This is a genomic window from Pseudomonas sp. NY5710, assembly GCF_013305665.1.
In the GTDB taxonomy this organism is placed as follows: domain Bacteria; phylum Pseudomonadota; class Gammaproteobacteria; order Pseudomonadales; family Pseudomonadaceae; genus Aquipseudomonas; species Aquipseudomonas juntendi.
In genome coordinates this window covers 4083146-4109845 of the sequence record NZ_CP045554.1, presented here as the reverse complement: position 1 = coordinate 4109845, position 26700 = coordinate 4083146, and the positions used below count along the sequence as shown (strand labels likewise).

Annotated in this window: 27 protein-coding genes; 10 read left to right on the top strand and 17 right to left on the bottom strand. The window is 61.4% G+C overall.

Features of this window, described 5'->3' with window-relative positions; translation table 11 throughout:
• Window positions 1-3: 3 nt before the first annotated feature.
• The 5 genes from GEV39_RS18995 to GEV39_RS18975 all read right to left on the bottom strand — a co-directional run bounded on the left by GEV39_RS18995 (window position 4) and on the right by GEV39_RS18975 (window position 3849).
• Window positions 4-480, bottom strand: coding sequence for an LEA/WHy family protein (locus GEV39_RS18995; RefSeq protein ID WP_173890829.1), 477 nt, complete (start codon window positions 478-480; stop codon window positions 4-6).
• A 2-nt stretch (window positions 481-482) separates the two neighbouring features.
• On the bottom strand, window positions 483-959 hold the full coding sequence (locus tag GEV39_RS18990; protein ID WP_173890828.1) for a YchJ family protein: 477 nt from the start codon (window positions 957-959) through the stop codon (window positions 483-485).
• Window positions 960-1629: 670 nt separating this feature from the next.
• Window positions 1630-2094 carry a Rha family transcriptional regulator gene (locus tag GEV39_RS18985; RefSeq protein ID WP_054881156.1) on the bottom strand — a complete coding sequence of 155 codons (465 nt, stop codon included), beginning with the start codon at window positions 2092-2094 and terminating at the stop codon, window positions 1630-1632.
• Window positions 2095-2398: 304 nt separating this feature from the next.
• Window positions 2399-3409 carry a hypothetical protein gene (locus tag GEV39_RS18980; protein ID WP_041478056.1) on the bottom strand — a complete coding sequence of 337 codons (1011 nt, stop codon included), beginning with the start codon at window positions 3407-3409 and terminating at the stop codon, window positions 2399-2401.
• Between the two features lie 44 nt (window positions 3410-3453).
• Complete coding sequence (locus tag GEV39_RS18975; protein WP_041478055.1) at window positions 3454-3849, bottom strand: hypothetical protein; 396 nt, start codon at window positions 3847-3849, stop codon at window positions 3454-3456.
• 579 nt (window positions 3850-4428) lie between these two features.
• Between GEV39_RS18975 and GEV39_RS18970 the strand changes: the two genes are divergently transcribed.
• A protein-coding gene (locus GEV39_RS18970) for an IS3 family transposase (RefSeq protein WP_173890827.1) occupies window positions 4429-5591 on the top strand; the annotation gives its coding sequence in 2 pieces (ribosomal slippage) (window positions 4429-4684 and window positions 4684-5591; 1164 coding nt in all).
• A gap of 244 nt (window positions 5592-5835) precedes the next feature.
• Here GEV39_RS18970 and GEV39_RS18965 read toward each other — a convergent pair.
• The 4 genes from GEV39_RS18965 to GEV39_RS18950 all read right to left on the bottom strand — a co-directional run bounded on the left by GEV39_RS18965 (window position 5836) and on the right by GEV39_RS18950 (window position 9014).
• A complete protein-coding gene (locus tag GEV39_RS18965; protein ID WP_054881155.1) occupies window positions 5836-6462 on the bottom strand; it encodes a hypothetical protein in 627 nt (208 codons plus the stop codon).
• A gap of 101 nt (window positions 6463-6563) precedes the next feature.
• The gene (locus GEV39_RS18960) at window positions 6564-6968 is read right to left on the bottom strand and encodes a hypothetical protein (RefSeq protein ID WP_041478052.1); all 405 of its coding nucleotides are present in this window, start codon (window positions 6966-6968) and stop codon (window positions 6564-6566) included.
• 49 nt (window positions 6969-7017) lie between these two features.
• Window positions 7018-8292 carry a site-specific integrase gene (locus tag GEV39_RS18955; RefSeq protein WP_041478051.1) on the bottom strand — a complete coding sequence of 425 codons (1275 nt, stop codon included), beginning with the start codon at window positions 8290-8292 and terminating at the stop codon, window positions 7018-7020.
• Between the two features lie 227 nt (window positions 8293-8519).
• On the bottom strand, window positions 8520-9014 hold the full coding sequence (locus GEV39_RS18950; protein WP_173890826.1) for a DUF6231 family protein: 495 nt from the start codon (window positions 9012-9014) through the stop codon (window positions 8520-8522).
• A gap of 159 nt (window positions 9015-9173) precedes the next feature.
• Between GEV39_RS18950 and GEV39_RS18945 the strand changes: the two genes are divergently transcribed.
• The 3 genes from GEV39_RS18945 to GEV39_RS18935 all read left to right on the top strand — a co-directional run bounded on the left by GEV39_RS18945 (window position 9174) and on the right by GEV39_RS18935 (window position 11106).
• Window positions 9174-9869, top strand: coding sequence for a PA1041 family peptidoglycan-binding anchor lipoprotein (locus GEV39_RS18945; protein ID WP_009684601.1), 696 nt, complete (start codon window positions 9174-9176; stop codon window positions 9867-9869).
• Between the two features lie 210 nt (window positions 9870-10079).
• Window positions 10080-10355 carry a DUF1145 domain-containing protein gene (locus tag GEV39_RS18940; protein ID WP_173891728.1) on the top strand — a complete coding sequence of 92 codons (276 nt, stop codon included), beginning with the start codon at window positions 10080-10082 and terminating at the stop codon, window positions 10353-10355.
• Entirely contained in the window at window positions 10348-11106 is a 759-nt protein-coding gene (locus GEV39_RS18935) for a collagen-like protein (protein ID WP_173890825.1), read from the top strand. The genes GEV39_RS18940 and GEV39_RS18935 overlap by 8 nt, the downstream gene beginning before the upstream one ends.
• A 91-nt stretch (window positions 11107-11197) precedes the next feature.
• On the opposite strand, the gene GEV39_RS18930 is transcribed toward GEV39_RS18935, so the two are convergent.
• Complete coding sequence (locus tag GEV39_RS18930; protein WP_173890824.1) at window positions 11198-11662, bottom strand: CopD family protein; 465 nt, start codon at window positions 11660-11662, stop codon at window positions 11198-11200.
• Window positions 11663-11760: 98 nt separating this feature from the next.
• On the opposite strand from GEV39_RS18930, the gene dinG reads away from it, so the two are divergent.
• From dinG to pdxH, 5 genes are all read left to right on the top strand, one after another.
• Window positions 11761-13905 (top strand): ATP-dependent DNA helicase DinG, encoded by a 2145-nt coding sequence (gene dinG, locus GEV39_RS18925; protein WP_173890823.1) that lies wholly within the window; start codon window positions 11761-11763, stop codon window positions 13903-13905.
• A gap of 79 nt (window positions 13906-13984) precedes the next feature.
• Window positions 13985-16222 (top strand): beta-galactosidase, encoded by a 2238-nt coding sequence (locus GEV39_RS18920; protein WP_173890822.1) that lies wholly within the window; start codon window positions 13985-13987, stop codon window positions 16220-16222.
• A gap of 118 nt (window positions 16223-16340) precedes the next feature.
• A complete protein-coding gene (locus GEV39_RS18915) occupies window positions 16341-17486 on the top strand; it encodes a serine hydrolase domain-containing protein (protein ID WP_173890821.1) in 1146 nt (381 codons plus the stop codon).
• A 99-nt stretch (window positions 17487-17585) separates the two neighbouring features.
• Entirely contained in the window at window positions 17586-18563 is a 978-nt protein-coding gene (locus GEV39_RS18910) for an OmpA family protein (protein WP_054904080.1), read from the top strand.
• Between the two features lie 18 nt (window positions 18564-18581).
• Window positions 18582-19229: a pyridoxamine 5'-phosphate oxidase gene (gene pdxH, locus GEV39_RS18905; RefSeq protein WP_009684611.1), complete on the top strand. Its 648-nt coding sequence runs from the start codon at window positions 18582-18584 to the stop codon at window positions 19227-19229.
• Window positions 19230-19341: 112 nt separating this feature from the next.
• Here the strand turns inward: pdxH and GEV39_RS18900 are convergent, their stop codons facing one another.
• Entirely contained in the window at window positions 19342-19581 is a 240-nt protein-coding gene (locus GEV39_RS18900) for a hypothetical protein (protein ID WP_173890820.1), read from the bottom strand.
• Between the two features lie 146 nt (window positions 19582-19727).
• On the opposite strand from GEV39_RS18900, the gene GEV39_RS18895 reads away from it, so the two are divergent.
• Window positions 19728-20192: an outer membrane lipoprotein gene (locus tag GEV39_RS18895; protein WP_009684613.1), complete on the top strand. Its 465-nt coding sequence runs from the start codon at window positions 19728-19730 to the stop codon at window positions 20190-20192.
• Window positions 20193-20304: 112 nt separating this feature from the next.
• On the opposite strand, the gene GEV39_RS18890 is transcribed toward GEV39_RS18895, so the two are convergent.
• The 6 genes from GEV39_RS18890 to livH form a co-directional block, all read right to left on the bottom strand.
• A complete protein-coding gene (locus GEV39_RS18890; protein ID WP_009684614.1) occupies window positions 20305-21912 on the bottom strand; it encodes an NAD(P)/FAD-dependent oxidoreductase in 1608 nt (535 codons plus the stop codon).
• Window positions 21913-22015: 103 nt separating this feature from the next.
• Window positions 22016-22687 (bottom strand): COG3650 family protein, encoded by a 672-nt coding sequence (locus GEV39_RS18885; protein WP_173890819.1) that lies wholly within the window; start codon window positions 22685-22687, stop codon window positions 22016-22018.
• A 207-nt stretch (window positions 22688-22894) separates the two neighbouring features.
• Window positions 22895-23596: an ABC transporter ATP-binding protein gene (locus GEV39_RS18880; protein WP_009684616.1), complete on the bottom strand. Its 702-nt coding sequence runs from the start codon at window positions 23594-23596 to the stop codon at window positions 22895-22897.
• Window positions 23597-24364, bottom strand: a complete 768-nt coding sequence (gene livG / locus GEV39_RS18875) for a high-affinity branched-chain amino acid ABC transporter ATP-binding protein LivG (protein WP_013973920.1) — start codon at window positions 24362-24364, stop codon at window positions 23597-23599. It abuts the gene before it with no gap.
• Window positions 24361-25617, bottom strand: a complete 1257-nt coding sequence (locus tag GEV39_RS18870; RefSeq protein ID WP_009684618.1) for a high-affinity branched-chain amino acid ABC transporter permease LivM — start codon at window positions 25615-25617, stop codon at window positions 24361-24363. The genes livG and GEV39_RS18870 overlap by 4 nt, the downstream gene beginning before the upstream one ends.
• Window positions 25614-26537, bottom strand: a complete 924-nt coding sequence (livH, locus tag GEV39_RS18865) for a high-affinity branched-chain amino acid ABC transporter permease LivH (RefSeq protein ID WP_008097482.1) — start codon at window positions 26535-26537, stop codon at window positions 25614-25616. The genes GEV39_RS18870 and livH overlap by 4 nt, the downstream gene beginning before the upstream one ends.
• Window positions 26538-26700 lie beyond the last annotated feature (163 nt).

The following is a 26700-nucleotide window of genomic DNA, read 5'->3' as shown; positions in this document are numbered from 1 at the left end:
GGGTTACTCCGGGATGTGATCGCCTGGGATTATCTCACCACTGCGCGATAAGTGCAGGTCCCGGTGAATCAGCAGGCCAGTGGCCAGGTCGCCCTGCAGGATGTAATGCAGCGGCTGCCCACTTTTCAGCAGCTTGGCCAATGGCTTGAGTTGCCGCCAGAGGTTGGTGCGGGCGGTGATCTTGAAGGTCCGCCGGTCGTGGCCACCTACGCTGCGCCAAAGGCTGGTTTCATCCTGCACCAGCAGCAGGTCATTGAGCCGCACGGCATAGGCCAAGCTGCGGATGAACAGACGGCTGTCGTTGGGGTTGATGACCTCCAGGTGCAACACGAACTCCTGCTGCAGCAACCTGGCCTTGACCGTTTCTACCTCGACCAGGTGCACTTCAGGCGGGCGCCAGTCGTCTGAGCTCCAGCTGGCGCAGCCCGTCAGCAATGCCAGCAGCGAACCGAGCAGCAGCAGACGGGCGCGTTCGATCATGCTCAGTTCCCCATGTAACTGGCGCAGCATTTCTTGAACTTCTGCCCGCTTGCGCATGGGCAGGGGTCGTTGCGCCCGGCCTTCAACGCGACCGTAGGGTCTATGAAGTACCAGCGCCCGGCGTGCTGGACGAACGCCGAGCGCTCGCGGTGCTGGTGGTCGCCATCCGGGTCGTGCCAGCGCGCGGTGAACGTGACAAAGGCATGCTCGGGCTGGCCGCCCAGCACCTGCGCGCTTTCCACTTCCAGCCCCAGCCAGGTGCTCTGGGCGCTCCAGGCGGCCATGCCGGCGCGGTCCAGCTGGGCCTGTTGAGCCGGCAGGGTGGTAGCGACCAGGTAGTCGAGCAGGCCCAGCACGTAGGCACTGTAGCGTGAGCGCATCAGCGTCTGGGCATCGGGTGCGGGGGTACCGGCATGGTAATGCCCACAGCAGGCATCGAGCAGGTTGCCACTGCCACAAGGGCAGACCGAGACACTCATCATCACCACCAGTACTTGCCAAAGTTTTCCGGGTTGGCCCAGAACTGAGTGGGGTATGGCGGCAGGCCAAGCGTAGCGGGCTTCATAGAGGACCTCAAGGAGTTTGGTGACAAAGCTGGTGACAGTGTTGGTGACAGACAGCAAGACCGCAAGGGTGAATTAACCGGGGTCCTTAACGCGCCCACCGGCACCCATGCGAGGGCCTACGGGGGAGCCAGCGCGGGAAGTCTTGTAATGGTGACCTTTCAGATTTTTCTGTCAGATTCTCAAAGGGCCTTAGGGTGGTCTATGCGACCACAACCAGAACCCCAGTTGCACGGCCAGACAGACCCAGTAGAGGGCCTGTAGGTGGTCCATGGGGTTCTCCTTGAGGGATTAGAGTGACTTGTGAAAGCGAACGTCTGTGAGTTCGTGTTGCAGGGCTACCTCAAGGAGGCGCTCATATGAATGCGGCCAGCTCCCTTGGGATTGGTCGTCAGAGGCGCCTGATTGAAGCAAGGCATAGCATAGCGCCGCATGTGGAGTCAGAGACTCGACAGGCACTTTGGTTACTACCCGTTTACCCTTGTAGGTGTAACACAGCGTGACACTCATGGAGGCGTCTCGTCAGGACAAGTTAGTCATTCAGCATAGCCCGTCACGCTTCGTTTGAGGAAGTGTCATTCAACTCTCAGCAGGCCTTGAGACGCCTTGCAGCGGTCCTGATGTCCCTCATTGCGATTCGATAGTTGTCCTTCTCACGCTCGATCAGGTGGACCACAGCGGCCTGTACCGACACACGTTCAAAGCCTGAGCCTTCCAGTTCAAGCCAGCGCTTGACGATCATATTGGACAGCTTGAAGGAATACCGGGAGAGCAGCGTAAAGGTCAGCTCCTTGTCGAGGATGGTCAGCGGCTGGAAACGACCATAGCCATCTGGTGCCTTGGTCTCGACATACTGACATTGGTCCAAATCTGGGCCGATCTCGTTGAGCATCTTTCGGATGTCCCGAAGGACGTGCTTGTGGTTCTTCCCGGTGATCTCCGCGATCTCCAAGGACGACATACCGGGTAAGCCGTTGAGGGTCGTTGGGGAGACCGCTCCAGTCTTGGAGATTTTCTCGAAGATGGTTGCGGTGCTGTTGATCATGTTCATAGTGTCGATTTCCTTTTGGTAGTGCCCTTCAGGTCGCACCCACAGCCGAGCATCCAGACCCCGACAAAGGGACCCGGCGTGGCATGAAAGGCACTATCAGAAAGACTGGATTGGGTGATGCCCAGCGACGGGCGAATAGGTCTCCCCAGATTTGGGGCGTCCTCTTTAAGGAGAAGCTTCACGAAATTTCGGGAAGGTGGAGCGATATGCAAATCTGCACATCGTCTGATAGTGCCCCTGCCGGTCCCTCTTGGATCGGCCTTACGGGGCTCACAGAGGTGCCCTCAGATCTGAGGAGTCCTCCTTAGGTCAGCTTGATGTTGGTGATCATCGGGAACGCCACCATCTCGGTCTGGAGACCATCGGCGGTCAGCTTCACCTTGACCTTGCCGTTAGCCACGATGTCCACGACTGTCATGATCTCAATGTCCCATGCCTGATGGGCGCCATTGCGGGTCGCTTGGATCTTCCAGACGTTACCGTCGCGGCCTTCGCGGTAGCTCAGCGAGGTAAACATCTTGGGCAACAGGAACAGGCCGAAGTCAGTACCGCTGTAAGGCTGCACAGAGGCGCCGATGAGGTCCTCAATGTCACCCACGCCAGCACGCTGAGCAGCACGCTCAAGCACCGCCACCAGAGACACAGGCAGCAGGACCACAAAGTCAGACAGCGAGGTGCCTACGGTCTGGTTGATGTGGGTCGTCAAGAGGTCAATGAGGTCCTCAGCGATCTCTACAGGCTTGCCGGTTGGCTTAGCCTCAGAGAACACTTCGGTGCTTGGGGCAGTCGAGAGGATGCCAGCGATCTTGCCCGCAGCACTCAGTTCGATATCGCGCAGGATCTTGTCAGCGGTCTGCGCAAGGGAGCCCTCAGTGAAGCCCGCCATGATGTTGTGATCGAGGATGGTTGCACGATGGCTGATTACCAGAGCGGTATCGGTCGCCTCAGTGAAGATGATCGACCCGGCCAGCACTTCGCCTTTCTCGACGGTCTGGTTGTCCCAGTTCTTACGTGGGTCGAACTTAACGGTACGGTCTGCCATGGTGATGATCTGTTGACCAGTGGCCTCAGAGCCAGCCGGGCGGAACTCACAAGGAGTCGCCTCCATGGCAGCTTCACGCCACTCATCGCCGTTCAAATGGTCCTCAGCGGCCTCCACAAGGGCCTGCACATAGACAGAAGGATCAGTAGCCACTTCGGTCTCGCTACGGACATCGGCAGTATTGAAACGGATAGACCCAGCCTCATGACCCGGAGTGTCGTTGAAAACGGCAGTGGTGTAGGTGGACGGCTTGACATATTGATTAGGTTTCATGGGGATTGGTCTCCTGAATTAGATTGAATGAAGGTGGCAAGTTATCAGCCGTTGTTGCGAGAGCGGGCCGCTAAGATCTTCTGAGCGTGCGCACGATGGGCAGCAGCTCGTTCTTCCTTGTCGGCTTTCGCTTGGGCCAGTTCGCGAGGGGTTGGCTCACGGAGTCGCTCAGCGCGCTCATCGGCCTCACGCTGGAGCTTTTCACGCTCAGCCTTTTGGGCCCGCTTGGTCTCGAAGTAAGTCAGAGCGTCCTCTTGGATGGCCTTGAGGGACAGACCGGCTTCGTCGAAAGCCTTGATCACTCCGAACTTAGCGCCGTTGTTCCGGCCACATTGGGCCATCAGCAAGGGCAGCATTACGTTCTCGACGTACTCACGGCTGAGGGTCTGGCCCGACACAGTTACTTCGTTCTTCAGGACTTTGGTGATGGTGATGTTCATGGGTTTGGATCTCCTATAGGCGACCCTTTGATTCGACCTTGGCGCCATAGACGCGCACGACCAGACGGCCAAGGAGGGAGCCTCATGGGCATCTTCCAAGGTCGATCAAAAGGTTCTGGGGTTTGGGTATTGGTGATGCTGGATCACAGGACATGGCAAGCCTGAGAGGGCATCTTTAAGGACAACCGTGGCGACGGTCGTTTGTAGCTGGGAGGGAATCTTTTGCAGGTGATTCGGTGTGGTCCCAATAGTGAGGGGTTTTAACGTCACCTTGACGATGGAGCTAAAGCCTGATCGAAATTGGTTCTTTTCCGGCCATTGGGATGCTCAAAGGCGTCTTGGCGAGAGCTTGAAGGCTGACCCCAAGCGAGACCAGTTCGGAGACCCTTGAGGCCGTCCTTGGGGAGCCTCGAAAGGACACCTCTTTGATCAAAGCGTCAACGTCAAAGCAGACCATTCCATTCTCATAGGTTCTGTAGGTGGCGTGTCGATCATTGAGCAGGTTCTTAACGATGTGTAGTGGTCTACTAACCCCGGACACCCATTTAGGCGAGAATGCTCGCCACAGAGAGGTGTCTGATGACCAAGCAACGCCGTACCTTTACCCCTGAGTTCAAGCGCGAAGCTGCCTGCCTGGTGCTCGATCAAGGCTACAGCCATGCCGAAGCGGCCCGTTCGCTCGGCTTGGTCGAGTCGGCACTGCGCCGATGGGTTAATCAGCTTCAGCAGGAGCGCGGCGGCGTTACGCCGGCCAGCAAAGCGTTGACGCCAGAGCAGCAAAAAATCCAAGAGTTGGAAGCCCGGATCACGCGCCTTGAACGCGAGAAATCGATACTAAAAAAGGCTACCGCGCTCTTGATGTCGGAAGATCTCGAGCGTACGCGCTGATCCGCCAGCTCAGCGATCATGAGCCCGTTGATTGTTTGTGCGAAGTGTTTGAAGTCACTCGCTCAAGTTACTACGCACATCGTCACAGAAGGCGAACTCCGGACGTTGAACGACTGCGGTTGCGCAGTCGAGTGAATGAGTTGTTCACGCGAGGTCGAGGTGCGCCCGGCAGCCGTACCATCAAGACAATGATGCAAGAAGAAGGTGAGCAAATCGGGCGGTTCAAGGTACGCAGCCTGATGCGTGAGCTGGCGTTGATCAGCAAGCAGCCAGGATCACATGCGTACAAAAAGGCCACAGTGCAGCGGCCAGATATTCCGAATACCTTGAACCGAGCGTTTGATGTCGAAGCGCCAAATCAGGTCTGGTGTGGAGACATAACTTACGTCTGGGCTCAAGGCAAATGGCACTATCTCGCAGTTGTACTGGATCTCTACGCACGCAGAGTGGTGGGCTGGGCCTTATCAGAGAAGCCGGATGCAGACTTAGTCGTCAAAGCGCTGGACGTAGCTTACGAACAGCGTGGAAAGCCTCAAGGACTACTGTTCCACTCCGACCAGGGATCGCAATATGGCAGCCGTCAGTTCCGCCAGAGACTGTGGCGCTACCGCATACGCCAGAGCATGAGCCGCCGAGGCAACTGTTGGGATAATGCACCGATGGAGCGAGTCTTCCGCAGCTTGAAATCAGAGTGGATACCGACCACGGGCTACCTGACCGGGCAGCAAGCTCAACGAGACATTGGCCAATACCTAATGGGCCACTACAACTGGATCCGGCCTCATCAGTTCAACGATGGACTAGCTCCAGCGAAAGCAGAAGAAAAACTCAAAACCGTGTCCGGGATGAGTTGACCACTACAATGACCAACTGGGGACGTGAAGGCGTGGGGAAGACACGAGACAGGGCAATCAGGTCGTCTTCAGTGAGCGTATCGGTGGCTTGATAGCAGGTCATGTAGGTTCTCCTTAATGATGTCTATGAGATGGATGAAAGGGAGGGGTGATTATTATCACTACCCCTCTCACTCTGAGGCTGGTCGATCAGGTGTCGATAAGCTGAAAGGGTCGTTAAGATTTATCTTTATATTATCCGGCGTTAAGTCGAAGAAGCCCGGAATAGGGCCTCCAAGCCAATCTCAGCACCAATCTCTGCCTTGATCCCAGGATGTCTATCCACATACAAAGCGATCCCATGGGCAGCATGTCGGGCAGCCTTGGCAATGCGCTGGGCGGTCCTCAAGCTGATCTCACTGGTCTTACAGGCTTCCGCTGTGATCTCCGAAAGGAACAGCGCACCGATGACCGCTCGGGCCTTGACGTTTATCTTCCCGTTGGTGACTCCGGCACTGGTGATGATCGACCCAGTAACGATGTCGTCTATCCATGGCAGAGGATCGGGAATCGCAAGGAGGTGCATGTAGGCAGCGACCGGATTCACATAGCTGGTCTTGGGACGCCCACGGCCTCGCTTGGGGGCTTCGATAGGGGGATCGCTGGGCTTGGCTCGGGCTGCCTTTTCGGCTGCCGTTTGGTGGTCCTTAGAGAGGGACTCATCGGCTCGGCGTTCGGCTGCCCATGCTTGATACTGCGCTTCAGGATTTTGGAGTCGGACCATCTCTTTGCGAGTAACGGCCTCGCCAGTGATTGGGTCGATATGAAGGATGTGGCCCGTCTCGTGATCGACGTGGCGGTGCAGCGGTCCCGGTTGGGTAAGTAGGGTCATTGGATCGGTCCTCATGTTGTTGGTCGCAACAGTGAGGGGTTTTAACGACACCGATCCAATGACCAGCAAACACAGCGCTTTATAGCAGCCTTCAGGTTGCCTCAATAGGCTCGCCAGACCTTCGCCACAACATAAAGGATGAACCCTAAGGCCATGAATAGATTCCTGAACGTGTAATTAGACACAGTACGGTTCGCATACTTTTCCGCAAGCTGCTTGCCTCCGAGGTAGGAGACTGGATCACCATCATTACGTCCTTGTAGAAACGTGGTATTGAATTTCAGGACTTGGATCGTATTTTCAATGCGCTTATGAGCGAAAAACGCAGCCAAGCCAAGCACGATAAGGTCGATTAGGAAAAGGGTTTCTGGATTGAGACCGATCTTTCCATATGGGTTGCTTTGCGCGAGATACGCGCATGCTGCTGCTATTGCACCCAATAAGAAATGGTCCGATTTGGATGACGCATCGAGATATGCCTTGTGTAGCTCCGTGACTTGTCCCATTTCTAATCCCTTACAGAGTTTGTGGATGTGGTGATACCGATCATTTTGTTCATATTATCCAGCCACTAAACGCCTTAACGAGCGCCTCATGGAGTGTCCCCACAGGAAGCCTCTGAGACCCCGCATACAGGTCATATGTGATGTTCCCTGCACTGTGTCCAGTGATGCCCTGCGCGATTACCTCAGGGGTCGCAGCGGCCTTCAGAAGACCCGACAACGAGTGTCTCAGGGAGTGAAACGATTGGTCGCCCCCAGAGGCCAGCCCCAGAGGTTCCCTTAGAGCCTCATTGAGCGGCTTGTTGAAATAATGTTCCTTTGCCTTGAACAGACGGCCTTCGTTGGCATTGACCCACTCAAGGAAGGTCTGAAGGGAGAACCCATAGGCCCCATCAACCAGAGGGACTTGTCTCACAGAGAAGCTATTCTTCAGGGTCTTGCCACCGTTCTCATCTTTGTTGATGTCGATAACGGTGATTCCGTCCACCTGCTTGATGTCCTCTTTGTTCAACTGGTAGATCTCGCCAATACGGGCACCTGTAAGAACCCCAAGGGACAACGCCCAGCGCTTCCAGTCGTCAATAGCCAGACCATTCGCGTGATCCATGATTGTGATCACCTGATCCTGAGTCAGAGGCTTGCGAGTGCTCTCAGCGCCTCGCTCAATCTTCAAGCCCTTATCAAAGGAGCGCTCAAGGAAACCGTTATTTACCGCCCAGCTCATCACCGTTGATAGCTGAGTTAGTAGCTTGTTAGATGTCAGAGGTTTGCGACCATCAATGATTTTCTCCTTGAGCGCCACCATATCGGCCCGAGTGTGGGTCTTGAGGTTCAAGTCTCCAAGGAGCCCGCTGAGGGTTCGGCAAGCTGACGTAACTGATTTGTGAGTGGTGGCGGTGACGTTGCCTTTGCGCTCAGCCAGATAGAGCCCTGAGAGGGTCTCAAAGGTTGTCGGCTCGCCAGACGGTAATACAGATAGGGACACAGAAGGGGCTACAGACGTGCCACAAGATAGCTCCCCAATGATCTCCGTGAGGTCCTGCGGGCGACCATCAAGGCGGTCTTGAGCAGCCCTGAGCATACGTTGACCGGTGCCTATGGCTCGTTGTTGACTCGCATTGAACCGACCGGTTGAGGCTGCCTCTGCGAGGTGGTTGCTCATCTGGTCATAGATTTCCATGTAGAGGCCCCGTGAGTCCTCGCTATGGCCCTGTAGCGCGTCCTCAGCGATCTCCTTGAGACGTTCCTTGAGGTCCTCCCACGAAGCCTCAGGGCGGTCGAGGTGGAAGACAGCCAGTGTCTTGAGGATGTCCTTGGAGAACTGCATAGCGGTCGGCCTATCGGTAGATCTGAGAGAGATGGTGAGACTACGGGCGGAACAGCCCCGTGGACGGACCCTCAGGTAGTAGATCCCTGAGCGCCTGTAATGCCAGACAGATAGGTGCTGATCTGGTCTTTGGTGACAAGGCTGGTGACAGGCTGGTGACACTTGGCCCTGCTCGGGCATAGCAATGCTGGTGGTCATGGTGAGGTAAGCCCTTGATATTCATGGGTTTACCACCAGTACTTCCCGAACATTTCCGGGTTGGCCCAGAACCTGGCGTTGAGCCAGTCCGGGACCTGCTTGTAATCATGCAGATCATAGGTGAACAGGCTCAACACCTGCTCATCGCGGCAGAATTTCTCGCTGGCCGACAATGCCAGGGCGAAAAAATCGGTGTCCTGCCAGCTGCACGCCGCCAGGTCGGCCAGCACGGCAACCCGGCTGGCATTGAGGTTGCGAATGCCGCCCAGCAACTCCAGGCCGGTTCGCTTGGGCAGGTGTTCCAGGCAGTCCACCAGCAACGCCAGGTCGAAACGCTGGTCTGCCAGTTCGGCAGGCAGTGGCCCTGGCGCAGCGGTAGCGATGGTCACCTGCGGGTGCGCTTGGGCAAAGGCGTCCAGCGCCGGGAAGCGGGTGCCCACCAACAGCAGGCGTTGCGGGGTGAAGCGTTCGAGCAGGGCCGCCAGGGCCTGCTGCGGGGTACGTTGGGAAAAACCTGCGGTCATTGCCAATCCTCGTTTAAGTCGTCCAAGACTAGCCGGCTGCAGCGTGCGGGCATAGAGGCATGTGACCGCGCCGTGGCTAATTGCTGGCAGCATTGGAATGCGCGGTCTTTACTCCCAGAGATCGGCCTTATGCCGATTCCCCCTAGGAGAAGCAAAGAAATGAGCATAGTACGCACAGCGTTACCCCTGGTACTGCTCACCAGTGTGTTGACTGGTTGTGCAGGTTTGCAAAAAACCGACTGGCCTAAATGTGCCGCCGTCGGGGGTGTCGGTGGCGCCGCGCTGGGCGCTATCGAAAGTTCCAGCTGGGCTGGCTGGGGCGCGTTGCTGGGCGGCGGCCTGGCGGCGGGTTATTGCTGGGCTCATGGCGATGGCGACGAAGATGGCGATGGCGTGCCGGACAGCCGCGACAAGTGCCCGGGCACCCCACGGGGTGTGCAGGTCGATGCCAACGGTTGCCCGCCGGCTGCGCCGGCGGTGGTCGAGGAAGTGGTGGTGGTGGAGAAGGAAGAAGTCATCGTCATTCGTGATGTGCACTTCGAATTCGACTCTGCACGCCTGACTGCCACTGACAAGGAGCGCCTCAACACGATTGCCACGCGGCTGAAACAGGAAGCGCCCTCTGCCCGCCTGAGTGTCAGCGGCCATACCGACAGCGTTGGCTCCGACAGCTACAACCAGAAACTGTCCGAGCGCCGTGCCCACTCGGTGACCGATTACCTGGTCCAGAGCGGTGTACCGCGCAGCAGCTTCGTTTCGGTGGTGGGTGCCGGTGAAACCCAGCCGGTGGCCGACAATGCCACGGCCGAAGGGCGTGCCATGAACCGCCGTACCGAGATCAAGATCCAGCGCTAGCACGGCGTGCGCCCGTGCCTTGAGCAGTGGCACGGGCGCTTTCTCAGCGCCCCCGACCATGAAACCGAGGACAGGCGCGCGCAACCGACGGGTGGAACTGCACCTCGGCTGACGGGTGCTGGCGCCTGCCTTGGCATTGCAGTTAATGTGGAGCGCACGGCCGGCGCGAACGGGCCGGCACGCCATAACAACAATCAATGGGGGCGGGGTATGAAGTTCATCCTGGGCCTGGGCAAGGTCCTGACAGTCGCATTCTGGGGCGTGGTGTTGTTCAACCAGTTGCTGCCCCAGCCGTTGCCTTTCAACTTGCTGATCAATGCCGTCGGCATCGTTCTGCTCAGCCTGCATCTGCTGGAAGTTCTTTTTTTCAACGGCAGCTTGGGCGGGCGCAGCCACCGTTGGTTCGATCGCCTGCAAATTCTGTTGACGGGAATCTTCCACGTCATGTCCATTCCCCGTGCGCAGGAGGCGCTGCGAAATGCGTAATCTGATACTGCTTGCCCTGGTGGCTGCCCCCTTTGCCCATGCCGAAAGCCTGGACGTTGCCGCCAATTCCATGCTGCGCCTGCCGAGCAAGTCGGCCAGCGTACACCTTGAGCATGTGCGTGTTGCCGATGCCGCCACCCTGATGCTGCCCGCGTCGCTGGAGCAATTGAAGGTCGACCGGTTGGAGCTGGGGCGTGATGCGCGGATTGTCGTGACCCCTGGCGAGCAGCCGTTGCTGATCGACGTGCGTAGCGCGCGCCTGGGTGAGGGCAGCGAGTTCAGTGCCACCGGTGCTGCGGGCAGCTACCAGCGGGCAGCCCGCCCCGGCCGTAGCCTGAACCTGGTACTGGCGCAGGTGGAGGCCCAGCAGCTGGTCATCGACGCCCGGGGCGGCGCCGGTGCACCGGGATACGCTGGGCTCGATGGCGGCAATGGCCAGGCCGGCGGCTGCACCTGGGGCCAGGCCAGCCGCGGGGCCAATGGCGATGACGGCGGCAACGGCCAGGATGGTGCAGCAGGTGGGCGCATACGCCTGAGCTTGCCGCAAGGCTTTGCCCAGGAGCACATCGCCGTGCGCCTCGATGGAGGGGCGCCGGGCAAGCCCGGTGCGCCTGGCAAGGCCGGTAAAGGCGGGGCGAGCAAGGGCTGCCTGGTGTACCGCACCGATGCCGGGGCCAATGGCCGACCGGGGCAGCCGGGCCAGCCCGGCTTGGCGGGGGCGGCGGGCGAGCTGATCCTGCAGCGCCTCTGAACCGTGTGCAGAGGCCTGGGTGCGGCGTTGTCGCAATGGGCCCCACCCACCGGCAGCGCAGGCAGCCCGCCAGGCGAAGGGCTGCCTGCGATCAGATCACCAGCCGCGAACTGGCCACCGCGACCACGGCCAGCCCCAGCAAAAGGTTGATGCCCACCATTCGCCGAATGCGGGCCAGCACCGCCGCACCCGTGGGCCAGTCCTGCGCCTGTACCGCCGCTTTCAACTCTGGCAGCAGCAACGCCTGGATGCGCATGAACAAGGCGAACATGGCGATCCCGCCGCCGATCATCACGTGAATGTACTTCGGCGCAGTCTCGAACCCGCTGAAGCGCAGGTGCAACATGCCGATACCACTTATCGCCAAGATCGCCACCGCCAGCCAGACCCAGACGAAGAAGCGTCGGAAAACTTCCACCCACAAGCGCAGGCGGGCTGGCCCCTCAAGGGCTGTAACCGTGGCGGGGCGCAGCACCAGCCAGGCGAAGAACATGCCGCCAACCCATACCAGGGCGGCCAGAACATGCAGTGTGTAGGGCAGGGTAAAGGCGAGCATCCGGATCTCCATGCGGCACAATAGGCAATAGCGGGGTATGATAGCCGCCCCATGCGAAACACTGAAAATATATCCAGCCCTACGGGCGCCTGCAGACCATGATCAGCAACGAACTCAAAGCCACCATCCAGGGCGCCTATACGCGTTTTCTCGAAGCCAAGAGCCTCAAGCCGCGCTATGGCCAGCGCCTGATGATCGCCGAAGTGGCCAAGGTGCTTGGCGACATTCCCTGCGACGATGAAGGCCGCCGTGCCGGCGAGCCTGCCGTGGTGGCGGTGGAGGCGGGCACCGGTACGGGTAAAACGGTCGCCTACGCGTTGGCGGCGATTCCGGCCGCCAAGGCCGCCGGGAAACGCCTGGTGATCGCCACCGCGACCGTGGCCCTGCAGGAGCAGATCGTCATCAAGGACCTGCCCGACCTGATGCGCAGCAGCGGGCTCAACTTCAGCTTCGCCCTGGCCAAGGGCCGTGGCCGCTATCTGTGCCTGTCGAAACTCGACATCCTGCTGCAGGAAGGCCATGCCCAGTCGGCCACTGCCCAGCTGTTCGAAGAAGAAGGCTTCCGCATCGAAGTCGATGAACGCAGCCAGAAGCTGTTCAACAGTATGATTGAAAAGCTCGCCGGCAACCGCTGGGACGGTGACCGTGACAGCTGGCCCGAGGCCCTTGAGGACCAGGACTGGGCCCGGCTGACCACCGACCACAGCCAGTGCACCGGTCGCCACTGCCCGAACTTCCAGCAGTGCGTGTTCTACAAAGCCCGTGAGGGGATGGGCAAGGTCGATGTGATCGTCACCAACCACGACATGGTGCTGGCCGACCTGGCCCTGGGGGGCGGCGCAGTATTGCCCGATCCGCGCGATACCTTGTATGTGTTCGACGAAGGCCACCACCTGCCAGACAAGGCCATCGGCCATTTCGCCCATTACTCGCGGCTTCGCTCCACCGCCGACTGGCTGGAGCAGACCGCCAAGAACCTGACCAAACTGCTGGCCCAGCACCCGCTGCCTGGCGACCTGGGCAAATACATCGAGCAGGTGCCGGAGCTGGCGCGGGAAGTCCGTACCCAACAGCAGTTCATGTTCACCCTGTGCGAACAGGTAGCCGACTTCCGCCCGAGCGAGGACACCGAAGGCCGAGAACGGCCGCGTTACCGCTTCGAGGGTGGCGTGGTACCGGAGCAGATCCGCGAGGTCGGCATCGAACTGAAAAAGGGCTTTGCCCGGCTAAACGATCTTTTCACGCGGCTGGCCGACCTGCTCAAGGAGGGCATGGACGGCGAGGTCAGCATCGGTATCGCCAGCCACCAGGCCGAAGAGTGGTACCCGCTGTTCGGCAGCCTCGTCACCCGTGCCCAGGGCAACTGGGAGCTTTGGGCGGCCTTTACCGCCGAAGACCCGGAAGACAGCCCGCCGATGGCGCGCTGGCTCACCCTGGCTGAAAGCGGGGCCTTGTTCGACATCGAAGTCAACGCCAGCCCCATCCTCGCTGCCGAAATGTTGCGCCGCAGCCTGTGGAGCGTGGCCCATGGCGCGCTGGTGACCTCGGCCACACTGACCGCGCTGGGCAAGTTCGACCGCTTCCGCATGCGCTCGGGCTTACCACGCGATGCCGTCACCTGCGTGGTGCCCAGCCCGTTCGTGCATGGCGATGCCGGCCTGCTGCGGGTGCCCGACCTGCAAGCCGACCCGCGCGACGCCACCGCGCATACGGCGGCGATCATCCGTGAGCTGCCGGGTATCGTCGAAGGGGCCCGGGGTGCGCTGGTGCTGTTCTCGTCACGCAAGCAAATGCAGGATGTGTTCGACGGCCTGGACCGGGACTGGCGCAAACTGGTGCTGATCCAGGGCAACCTGTCCAAGCAGGAAACCCTCAACAAGCACAAGGCCCGGGTCGATGATGGCCAGCACAGCGTGCTGTTCGGCCTGGCCAGCTTTGCCGAAGGTGTCGACCTGCCGGGGGCCTATTGCGAGCACGTGGTCATCGCCAAGATTCCGTTCTCGGTGCCCGACGACCCGGTCGAAGCTGCCCTGGCCGAATGGATCGAGGCCCGCGGCGGCAACCCGTTCATGGAAATCGCGGTGCCCGACGCCTCGCTCAAGCTGATCCAGGCCTGCGGTCGGTTGCTGCGTACCGAACAGGACCGCGGCATCATCACCTTGCTTGACCGGCGCCTGGTCACCCAGCGCTATGGCAAGGCTATTCTCAATGCGCTGCCGCCGTTCCGGCGGGAGATTTCCTGATCGCCGGAGCACTTGCTTCGGCGCGCTGTCCATTACTCAGTCCTGGGCCATGACGGCCCTGAAGGAGAGCCCCAGCCTTATGGTCCGCCGTACCCTGCCCGCTGTTTTCGCCCTGTTGTTCAGCTCGTCCGTATGGGCCGGGCAGCAGACGCTGTTTAGCTTCGTGCGCCCGGCCTCGGTGGTCAACGTGGCGACCGAGGATGCCGGTATGCCGCAGTACAACGCAGAGCAGACGGCCGAAGGCGAGGTGCTGCGGCGTGTGGTGTTCAACCCGGCGCAGCGGCCGACCTTGCGCTTGAGCCCGCAAAGTGGTGTGTGGGACTGGTCCAGCGGCAAGTTTCTTACCTTGCGCCTGCAAAGTGCCATGGACTGGGCGCTGACCGTGGATGTCACGGTGCAAGGCAGTGATGGGCGCACCCTGACCAGCCGTATCGACTTGCCGGCCGGCCCGGCGCAAACCGTGATGGTGCCGCTGACTGCCAGCTCGCCGTTGAGCCAGGGCATGCGCGCAGGCCCCCCCATGCCCTGGCTGCACGGCGGCCAGCGGCTGCTGCTGACCAGCAGCGCTGGCGCTGTAGACCTCAAGCAGGTGGCCTCGGTCAGCTTGAGCATTCCCGGCCCCAAGGTCGCCCAGAACCTGTTGATCGAACGGGTGGGCATCCAGGATGACGACCAGGCCTACCAGGCGGCGTACCGTGAGCTGATCGATGCCTATGGGCAGTCCACGCGTGGCAGCTGGCCGGAAAAGGTGGCCAACGACGAACAGCTCAAGGTGGCCGCCAACCGTGAACAGCAGCAACTCAAGGCTTGGCTGGCCGAGCGCGGCAAACAGCAGCTGGATGCCTATGGCGGCCTGCTGGCGGGGCCGGCCTTTGCTGCCGAGGGTTTTTTCCGTACCGAAAAGCGTGATGGCCGCTGGTACCTGGTTACCCCTGATGGCCACCCGTTCTATTCGCTGGGTGTCAATGCCGTGGCAGCCGACGGCGGGCGTACGTACACCGCCGGGCGCGAGGCCATGTTCAAGGCACTGCCGGGAGAGGGTGATGCCCTGGCAGCGTTCTACGGTGAAGGCAACAACGACGACGGCAATGCGTCCTCGCAGGGGCGCAATTTCAAGAAAGGGCGCTGGTTCGACTTCTATGCAGCCAACCTGCAGCGGGCCTATGGCAAGCCCTGCCCGCCGGCGGCAACAGCGCAGCCGGCCGCTTGCCCACCGCTGGTAGTGGACACAGGCCGTTGGCAGGCGCATGCGCTCGACCGTTTGCAGGCTTGGGGTTTCAACACGCTGGGCAACTGGAGCGAGCCTGCCCTCGGCCAGGCCAGGCGCATGCCCTACACCCTGCCGCTGTCGATCGTTGGCGATTACGCCAGCATCAGCACCGGCATGGACTGGTGGGGCCGCATGCCCGACCCGTTCGACCCGCGCTTTGCCATGGCCACCGAACGCGCCGTGGCCATTGCTGCCCGCGATCACCGTGACGATCCCTGGCTGATCGGCTACTTTGCCGATAACGAGCTGGCCTGGGCCGCACCGGGTAGCGAGCCCAAGGCCCGTTATGGCCTGGCCTACGGCACATTGCGCCTGACCACCGACGTGCCTGCCAAGCGCGCCTTCCTCAAGCAGTTGCGTGACAAGTACCGTAACCAGGCGGGGTTGTCCAAGGCTTGGGGTATCGAGCTGAGTGCCTGGGAACTGATGGAAGACCCAGGCTTCGAGGCACCGCTGCCCAGCCCGGAGCACCCGGAAATCGAACGGGACTACCAGCACTTCCAGCAGGTGTTCGCCGAAACCTACTTCAAGACCATTTCCGATGCCTTGAAATGGCATGCACCCAACCACCTGTTGCTGGGGGGCCGTTATGCCGTGAGTACACCAGAGGCGGTCAACGCCTGCGCCGAGTTCTGCGATGTACTCAGTTTCAACTTTTATACGCTCAAGCCGCAGGACGGCTACGATTTCGCCCGCCTGGCCGAGCTGGACAAGCCGGTGCTGGTGTCTGAATTCCAGTTCGGTTCGCGTGATCGCGGCCCATTCTGGCCGGGGCCACTGGAGCTGGCGCGTGAGGAAGACCGCGGTCCGGCCTATGCCAATTTCCTCACTGCCGCCCTGCAACAACCAATGATCGTGGGCGCGCACTGGTTCCAGTACCTCGACCAGCCGGCCAGCGGTCGCCTGCTCGATGGCGAGAACGGCCACTTGGGGCTGGTGGCGATCACTGATGTGCCGTACCCCGGTTTTGTCGATGCCGTGCGCAAGGCCAACGCGCAGGTCATGGGGCAGCTGCGCACTGGCCTGGAGAAGAACCGGGCACCCTGATTACAGGCGGGGGCGGTGCGCTCGGCATCGCGACCGCCGGGCTCAAGCCAGTTTGCAAAACGCCCAACTACTGAAACAATGCAGACCTTTTTGACTATCGTCATACGGAGAGCAGCGGGTGCAGATCCAGGGTCACTATGAGCTGAAGTTCGAAGCCGTGCGCGAGGCCTTTGCCGCGCTGTTCGATGATCCCCAGGAGCGTGGCGCAGCGCTGTGCATCCAGGTGGGGGGCGAAACCGTGGTCGACCTGTGGGCCGGCAGTGCAGACAAGGACGGCCAGCAGGCGTGGCACAGCGACACCATCGCCAACCTGTTTTCCTGCACCAAGACCTTCACCGCGGTGACCGCACTGCAGCTGGTCGGGGAGGGCAAGCTGGCACTCGATGCGCCGGTGGCCCACTACTGGCCCGAGTTTGCCCAAGCCGGTAAGCAAGCGATCACCCTGCGCCAGCTGCTCAGCCACCGCGCGGGTTTGCCTGCCATACGCGAGCTGCTGCCGGCCGAAGCTTTGTACGACTGGCAGGTCATGGTCGATGCCTTGGCGGCCGAAACGCCGTGGTGGGCCCCTGGCACGGAGCACGGGTATGCCGCCATCACCTACGGCTGGCTGATCGGCGAACTGATTCGCCGGGCCGACGGCCGGGCCCCGGGTGACTCGATCGTGGCGCGTACCGCCCGCCCGCTAGGGCTGGACTTTCATGTTGGCTTGGCCGACGAAGCGTTTCCCCGTGTGGCGCATATTGCCCGCGGCAAGGGCAACCCCGGCGATGCCGCGGCGCAGCGCTTGCTGCAGGTGACCCTGCGCGAGCCCGAGGCCTTGTCCACCCGTGCCTTTACCAACCCCCCGGCGATCCTGACCAGCACCAACAAGCCGCAATGGCGGCGCATGCAGCAGCCGGCGGCCAACGGCCACGGCAACGCACGCAGCCTGGCAGGGTTCTATGCCGGTTTGCTGGACGGCAGCCTGCTCGAGTCCGAATTGCTCGACGAACTGACCCGCGAACACAGCCTTGGCCAGGACCGCACCTTGCTCACCCAGACCCGCTTCGGTCTGGGCTGCATGCTTGATCAGCCGGAGGTGGCCAACGCCACCTTCGGCCTGGGGCGCCGCGCCTTTGGCCACCCTGGGGCCGGCGGTTCTGTGGGGTTCGCCGACCCTGAACATGATGTCGCGTTCGGTTTCGTGGTCAATACCCTCGGGCCTTATGTGCTCATGGACCCGCGGGCGCAAAAACTGGTCCGTGTGCTTGCCGGTTGCCTTTGATCGGGTAATGCGGGTATTGCTTCGGCCCTTTGACTATCCTCAATGCCAACGCCTGAAGTGCCTAGGCAAAATATCTTTCTATTTCATGGTGTATCGCTGATGTCTTCACATAAAACCTTAGCACTCGCCCTGTGTCTGACCGCCGTTACCGGTTGCGCCAGCCACTCCCCGGAGGGCTCCAAGGAAGGTGGTTCCAGCTGGTGGCCTTTCGGTTCGGACAAGGTCGCCGAGCAGGAAGTGAAGGCAGCCGTCACAGACAATGTGGCCAAGGCCGATGCCAAGTCGGAAAGCACCAGCCGCTGGTGGTGGCCGTTCGGCGGTGACGACCAGCAAGCCAAGGGCCCTGTGGTGCCTAAAATTGACCAGCAGGCGACCCAGGCCTGGCTGGACGAGTATGAGCCAAAGCTGCGCGAAGCCATCAAGGACAGCAAGCTGGAACTGGAGCGCCGCGACAACGTGTTGGCCGTGACCCTGCCGGTGGACAGCTCGTACAACCCAGACCGCCCGAACATGCTGCTGCCCATGTCGCTTGGCCCGATCACCCGGGTTGCCAAAACGGTTGAAGGCGACCCTAAGACCGCCGTACTGGTATTAGGCCATGCCGACACCAGCGGTGCCGCTGCTGCCAACCAGAAGCTCAGCCTGGAACGCGCCGCGTCGGTTTCGGCTATTTTCCGCCTCAGCGGCCTGCAGCGTGACCGCCTGACCCTCAAGGGTATGGGTTCGGTAATGCCGCGTGCTGCCAATGACAGCCCCGAGGGCCGTGCCCTCAACCGCCGCGTGGAAATGCTGCTGACCCCGCAAAACACCATGGTCGCGTTGCTGGCCAAGTACCAACAGGCTGCTCCGGCACCGGCGCCGGCCGCAATGGTGGCAGTGCAGGATGCCAAGGCGCCTGCCGCCAAGCCGGCCACCAGCAAGCCGGCTGCCAAGCCCGCAGCGAAAAAGCCCGTGGCCAAGGCCAAGGCGCCTGCGAAAACCACTGCCAAGAAAAAAGCCGCGCCAGCCAAGCCTGTCGCCAAGAAAGCTACCACCGACAAGAAAGTAGCTGCCAATAGCCCTGCGAAAACCAACTGATCGTCAAGGAACGCAGCAATGACCCAATCCCTGGCCGATATGCGCCGCGACTACACCCGTGATGGCCTGGCAGAAGCCCAGGCTCCGGGCGAGCCGTTCGCCCTGTTTCACCAGTGGTTCGCCGATGCGGTCAAAACCGAGCAGGCACCGGTGGAAGCCAACGCCATGACCTTGGCCACGGTGGACGGCGAGGGCCGTCCGCATTGCCGGGTATTGTTGCTAAAAGGGCTCGATGAGCAGGGTTTCACCTTTTTCACCAATTACGACAGCGCCAAAGGCCAGCACCTGCAAGCCAACCCGTTTGCAGCCATGACCTTTTTCTGGCCGGCGCTGGAGCGCCAGGTGCGGATCGAGGGGCGGGTGGTGAAGGTGTCGGCCAAAGAGTCGGACGACTATTACCAGGTACGCCCACTGGGCAGCCGCCTAGGCGCCTGGGCATCACCGCAGAGCCGGGTGATTGCCGGGCGTGAAGAGCTGGAAGGGCTGGTGAAGGCCACCGAAGCGCGGTTTTCCGACACCCAGCCACACTGCCCGGAACATTGGGGTGGCTATCGCTTGCTGCCTGAGCGGGTCGAGTTCTGGCAGGGGCGGGCGAGCCGTTTGCATGACCGCCTCAACTACCGGCGGGTCGATGGGCAGTGGCTGCGGGAGCGGTTGGCGCCCTGAGATTTTCCAGAGCTTGCCATGCCCTGTCGCGACACCGCGACAGGGCATGGCCTTGCGGCCCATCGCCGGCAAGCCGGGCTCCCACAGGTGAGATCAAGGCATGGTCGGTCTTTCAACGTGACCTTGAATACTCCACCGCCTCCCGTTGCAGCCAGCCTGCCAGTTCCCTGCGCTTCACCTTCGCCAGCCGCGCCTGCTCCAGCCTCTGCAGCATGAACGCGCGTTTGTGCGGATCAGCCCCTGCCAGCGACAACGCCAGGTCGCGGTCCATCCAGCGGCGCATGCGCATGTACAGCCACCCGTGGAAATAAAGCCCCGCAACGGTGGCCACCACGACGATGAAGTAATCCATGGCTATCCTTGGTCTCAATTGAAGCGCCATGGCACAGCCGCGCTGGCTGTACCCCGGCTGAATGAAAACAACTTTATTGCGTTTGTACCGTGACAGCCGTCAATGTGCAGCGTCTAATGAGCACCTGACTTATGGAGATTTTACCCATGCGTAAATCCGCTTTGCTGGTGGCAACCTTTACCACCATGTCGCTGCTGCTAGGGGGCTGTGCCTCGAGCCTGACCGGCGATAGCTACTCCCGTGATGAGGCCCGCCGCGTGCAAACCGTACGGATGGGCACTATCGAATCCCTGCGCCCGGTCAAGATCGAGGGTACCAAGACCCCGATCGGTGGTGGTGCGGGCGCCATTGTCGGTGGTGTGGCGGGCAGCGCCGTCGGCGGTGGCCGTGGCAGCATCGTTGCCGCAGTCATCGGTGCCGTTGCCGGCGGCCTGGCGGGTTCCGCTGCCGAAGAAGGCCTGACCCGTACCCAGGGTGTCGAGATCACTGTGCGTGAAGACGACGGCAGCATGCGTGCTTATGTCCAGGCCGTGCAGGAAAACGAAATCTTCCGTGTGGGCGACCGTGTGCGCATCATGACTGTTGACGGCACCAGCCGCGTTTCGCACTGAGCGTAGCGCAGTCAAAAAAAACCCCGACTGGCGACTGCCAGCCGGGGTTTTTTTTATGCTCCAGGCTGGTGGCAGAGCCGGGGTACGCGAACCACGGCTCGGCTGACCCTCGTCAAAGGCCCAGCATGTCCCGCGCTACCGCTTCGGCAATGCGAATGCCGTCGACCCCTGCCGATAGGATGCCGCCGGCATAACCTGCGCCTTCGCCGGCCGGGAACAGCCCTTTGAGGTTCAGGCTCTGATAGTCCTCGCCGCGGGTGATGCGCAGCGGCGAGGAGGTCCGTGTTTCGATCCCGGTCAACACCGCATCAGGCAGGTTATAACCCTTGATCTGCCGGTCGAATGCCGGCAGTGCCTCGCGGATCGCCTCGATGGCGAACGCCGGTAGGCTTGGTGCCAGATCGCCCAGGGTCACGCCCGGCTTGTAGGATGGCTCGACACTGCCCAGCGCGGTCGACGGCCGCCCCGCAACGAAGTCACCCACCAGCTGTGCCGGCGCCTGGTAATTGCTGCCCCCCATCACGTAGGCATGGGCCTCCAGGCGCTCCTGCAGTTCGATACCGGCCAGCGGGCTGCCGGGGTAGTCGCGTTCGGGGTCGATACCGACGACGATGCCGGAGTTGGCGTTGCGTTCGTTACGCGAGTACTGGCTCATGCCGTTGGTGACTACCCGGCCCGGTTCGCTGGTTGCGGCGACCACGGTGCCGCCTGGGCACATGCAGAAGCTGTATACCGAACGGCCGTTACTGGCGTGGTACACCAGCTTGTAGTCGGCAGCCCCCAGTTTCGGGTGACCGGCGTATTTGCCCAGGCGCGCCTTGTCGATGAGCGTTTGCGGGTGCTCGATGCGAAAGCCCACCGAGAATGGCTTGGCTTCCATGTACACGCCTTTGGCATGCAGCATACGGAAGGTGTCGCGGGCACTGTGGCCCAAGGCCAGAACCACATGGCGCGAGTGCAGTTGCTCGCCGCTTTCCAGCACCACGCCGGTCAACTGGCCATCTTCGATCAGCAGGTCGGTGACCTTTTCCTGGAAGCGCACTTCGGCACCGAGGGCGATCATGTCCTGACGCATCTGCTCGACCATGCCGGTCAGGCGGAAGGTACCGATGTGCGGCTTGTTGATATACAGGATCTCGTCGGGTGCGCCGGCCTTGACGAACTCTTCCAGCACTTTGCGGCCGTGGTGCTGCGGGTCCTTGATCTGGCTGTACAGTTTGCCGTCCGAGAAGGTGCCGGCGCCGCCTTCGCCGAACTGCACATTGGACTCGGGGTTGAGCACGCTCTTGCGCCACAGGCCCCAAGTGTCCTTGGTGCGCTGGCGCACTTCCTTGCCGCGTTCGAGGATGATCGGCTTGAAGCCCATCTGCGCCAGCAGCAGGCCGGCAAAAATGCCACATGGGCCAAAGCCGACCACGATCGGGCGTTCCTGCAGGCCGGCCGGGGCCTGGCCAACGAACTTGTAGGTCACGTCCGGGGCTGGGCCGATGTTGCGATCATCGGCGAACTTGGCAAGCAGCTCGGCTTCGTTGCTGGCTTGCAGGTCGATGGTGTAGATGAACAGCAGTTCGCTGTTCTTCTTGCGCGCATCGTAGCTGCGCTTGAACAGGTTGAAGCTGAGCAGTTGCTCGTCGCGGATGCCCAGGCGCTGGACGATGGCGTCACGCAGCGCTTCGTCGGGGTGGTCCAGGGGCAGCTTCAGTTCGGTGATTCGTAGCATGGCAGGGTCCAGTATCCCGGCCATGGGCGGCCGGCGGCTTTACACAAACCGCCAAGTATAAGCTGTTAGCCGCCTCGACTGGCAGGATAAAAGCGCCCGGTGATCAGTTGTCGCGTGCGCCGCCGTAGTAGCCGCAGCCTTGCAAGGTCTTGCCGTCGATGCGCAATTCGGCACGCAGGTGGTCAACGGCCCCAGTGGCGCTGTCTACGCAGCGCTGTGGTGCGACCCACAGTTCCACATGCTGACCGTTGGCTTCGCTGGTCAGGGTCAGGCCGCCACCGGGGACTTCTTCTTCAAGGAAAGGCAGGGGCAGGGGCGCTTGCCCCACGCGGTTGAGCACCATGCCCTTGCCACTGGCCTTGACGTCCCAGCCCGGCTCGTGGCCGCTGGCGCGCAGGGTCAGTTGCCTGAAATTGGGGTCTTCGCAGGCGCGGGTGGACGGTTCCAGCCGGTACAGGCGACGCACTTCCAGCTGGCCGTCGCTGTTGGCCTGCTTGCTGCCGGTGAGGCGGCCGCGCACATCGGCGAACAGCTTGTCATTGGCACCCTTAGCCAGGTTGGCGGCTTCTTGCAGGATGCCGGTGGCGCCAGCGTCATTGATCACGAAGGTACGGTTTTCGCTGCAAGGCTTGAACAGCAGCTGGCCACCGGCAGCGCGCAGTTCGCCCTGCATGCGCGTGGTGCCGATGTTCGGGTCGCTGGGGGCGTCAGCCATCAGTTGGCAGCCGGCGAACAGGGGCAGGGCGGTGAGCAGCAGGGTGGGGGTGAGGCGCATGGGGCGGGCTCCGGGATCTTTGCCGTGAAAGCTGGCCACGTTACGCAGGCTGGCGGTGGATCTCAAGTTAATGGTTGCTCGCACAGATCCCCACTGCTCTGAGGATTGCGGGGCATTTGTAGGCGCTGGCTTGCCGGCGATAGGGCCAGTGCAGACGACACGTTCCTTGCAGACAGAAAAAAGGGCCTGTGAAGGCCCTTTCCACAATCAGCCACCCAGATACGCGTCGCGCACCTTCGGGTCGGTCAACAAGGCTTCCCCAGTACCTTGCATCACCACCCGGCCGTTTTCCAGCACATATGCCCGGTCGGCAATCTTCAGCGCCTGGTTGGCGTTCTGTTCCACCAGGAACACCGTTACGCCGTCGCGGCGCAACTGTTCGATGATGTCGAAGATCTGCTGGATGATGATTGGCGCCAGACCCAACGAGGGTTCGTCGAGCAGCAGGAGCTTGGGCTTGCTCATCAGCGCACGGCCAATGGCGAGCATCTGCTGCTCGCCACCCGACATGGTGCCGCCACGCTGTGAGTAGCGCTCCTTGAGGCGCGGGAACAACTGCAGGACTTTGTCCAGCTGCGCCTGATAGTCGCCTTTGTCGGTGAAGAAACCACCCATCGCCAGGTTCTCCTCGACAGTCAGGCGGGCGAACACGCGGCGGCCTTCCGGTACCACCGCGATGCTCTTGCGCATGATGTGCGAGGACGGCTGGCCGACCAGTTCTTCACCCAGGTACTTGATGCTGCCGCTGTGCGCCTGGGGTGAGCCGCACAGGGTCATCAGCAGGGTCGACTTGCCGGCCCCGTTGGCACCGATCAGGGTGACGATCTCGCCCTGGTTGATCTCCACGTTGACGCTGTGCAGTGCCTGGATCTTGCCGTAGAAGGTGGAAACGTTCTCGAACTTCAGCATTTACGCTTCCCCCAGGTAGGCTTTGATCACATCAGGGTTGTCGCGGATTTCCTCCGGCGTGCCGTGGGCCAGGGGGGTGCCCTGGTTGATGACCACAATATGGTCGGAAATGCTCATCACCAGCTTCATGTCGTGCTCGATCAGCAGCACGGTAACGTTGTGCGACTCACGCAGGTAGGCGATCAGGGCCTTGAGGTCTTCGGTTTCCTTGGGGTTCAGGCCAGCTGCCGGCTCGTCGAGCATGATGATGCGCGGCTGGGTCATCATGCAGCGGGCGATTTCCAGGCGGCGCTGCTGGCCGTAGGCCAGGGTGCCGGCGGTACGGTTGGCGAACTCGGTCAGGTTGACCTTTTCCAGCCAGTACTGCGCGCGCTCCATGGCCTCCTTTTCACTGCGGCGGAAGCTCGGGGTCTTGAACAGGCCGGCGAAGAAGTTGGTGTTGAGGTGACGGTGCTGGGCGATCAGCAGGTTTTCCAGCGCGGTCATTTCCTTGAACAGGCGCACGTTCTGGAAGGTGCGCACCACGCCTTTGCGGGCGATCTGGTGCCCGGCCAGGCCCTGGATGGGTTGGCCATCGAGCAGGATGGTGCCGCCGCTGGGCTTGTAGAAGCCGGTCAGGCAGTTGAACACCGTGGTCTTGCCGGCGCCGTTCGGCCCGATCAGTGCCACCACCTGTTTTTCCTTGACGGTCAGGCCCACGCCGTTGACCGCCAACAAGCCGCCGAAGCGCATGCTCAGGCCGCTGACTTGCAGAATTTCGCGGCTCATCGACGCAGCTCCATGTGTGGACGTTGCATAGGCAGCAGGCCTTGCGGACGCCAGATCATCATCAACACCATCAGCGCACCGAACATCAGCATCCGGTATTCGCTGAACTCTCGCATCAGCTCTGGCAGCAGGATCATCACGATGGCCGCGAGGATCACGCCCAGCTGTGAGCCCATACCGCCGAGCACGACGATGGCGAGGATGATCGCCGACTCGATGAAGGTGAACGACTCCGGCGTCACCAGGCCTTGGCGCGCAGCGAAGAAGCTGCCAGCGAAACCGGCGAAGCAGGCACCCAGGGTGAACGCCGAAAGCTTGATCACCGTCGGGTTGAGGCCCAGTGCACGGCAGGCGATCTCGTCTTCGCGCAGGGCTTCCCAGGCGCGGCCGATCGGCATGCGCAGCAGGCGGTTGATGACGAACAGTGCGAGCAGGGCCAGCAGCAGGGCCACCAGGTAGAGGAAGATGACCTTGTTGATCGAGTTGTACGGCAGGCCGAAGAACTCATGGAAGGTCTGCATGCCCTCGGCGGCACGGCGTTCGAAGGTCAGGCCGAAGAACTCCGGCTTGGGGATGTTGCTGATGCCGTTGGGGCCGCCGGTCCAGTCGGTGAGGTTACGCAGGAACAGGCGGATGATCTCGCCGAAGCCGAGCGTCACGATCGCCAGGTAGTCGCCGCGCAGGCGCAGCACCGGGAAGCCGAGCAGGAAGCCGAAGGTGGCGGCCATCAGGCCGGCGATCGGCAGGCATACCCAGAAGCTCCACCCCAGGTAATGCGACAGCATGGCGTAGCTGTAGGCGCCGACGGCGTAGAAACCCACGTAACCCAGGTCGAGCAGGCCCGCCAGGCCAACCACGATGTTCAGGCCCAGGCCCAGCAGCACGTAGATCAGGATCAGCGTGGCAATGTCGACCGCGCCGCGTGAACCAAAGAACGGCCACACCAATGCGGCGACGATCAGGCCCATGATCACGTAGCGCTGGGTTTTCGGCAGGGTCAGGTAGTTGCTGACCGCCGGTGGGATCAGTTTGCGGTCCGAACGGCGGCCCATCACCGCACTCCACTGCCGGTCGAACAGTACCCGCAGGAACATCAGTAGCGAACACACGGCAATGATGCTGATGGTGAACGTGCCTTGGCTGTGCACGACCAGGCTGATGCCGTCGATGCTCAGTTTCAGGCCCAGCACCGGGAAGGCCACGGCCCAGACCAGCAAGGCGCTGAAGAACGCCTGTTTGAGATTTCTGTTCATACTTTTTCAACCTCCGGGCGGCCCAGGATGCCGGTCGGCCGGAATAGCAGGACAAGAACCAACAAGCCGAATGCCACGACGTCCTTGTACTGGTCACCGAAGATATCGGCGCCGAACGCTTCGGCCACGCCCAGCACCAGCCCGCCGAGCATGGCGCCCGGGATGCTGCCGATGCCACCCAGTACCGCCGCCGTGAAGGCCTTCAGGCCCACCAGGAAGCCGGCGTTGGGGTTGATCACCCCGTACTGCATGCTCAGCAGTACGGCCGCCACGGCTGCCAGGGCGGCACCGATGACGAAGGTGAGGGCGATGATGTTGTTGGTGTTGATGCCCAGCAGGTTGGCCATCTTGATGTCCTCGGCGCAGGCGCGGCAGGCGCGACCCAGGCGGGAACGGGAGATGAACAGTGTGAGCAGGGTCATGGCCACCAGGGTGACCACGAACACCAGGATCTGCATGTAGCTGATCAGTACCTCCTCCGCGCCACCTGGCCCGAACGAGAAGCTGCCGGGGATCAGGTTGGGGATGGACTTGTCCTTGGAGTCTTGCGACAGCAAGACCGTGTTCTGCAGGAAGATCGACATACCAATCGCGGAAATCAGCGGGATCAGGCGGTTGCTGTTGCGCAGGGGGCGGTAGGCAACCCGTTCGATGCTGTAACCGTAGGCACTGGTGACGAAGATCGTCGCGACGAAGGCAACGGTCATCAGGATGGGCAGCGAGTGGATGCCCATCATGGCCAGGCCCGCCAGGGCGATGAAGGCCACATACGAACCGATCATGTACACCTCGCCGTGGGCGAAGTTGATCATGCCGATGATGCCGTACACCATCGTGTAACCGATGGCGATCAAGGCATAGGTGCTGCCGATGGTCAATCCATTAACCAGTTGTTGGAAGAAATGGTAGATCTCAGGCATTACAGCGCTCCTAAAAACCTGATTTGCATTTCGCTGGCGAGGGTAAGGCCAGGAAACCGCGGGTGACGGTTTTAAGATTTTCAGGTGAGCCCGCCCCCGGATCGCGGGGGCCAGGCCCATGAACCTCGTAAAACAAAGCCCACTGCTCGCACAGTGGGCTCCT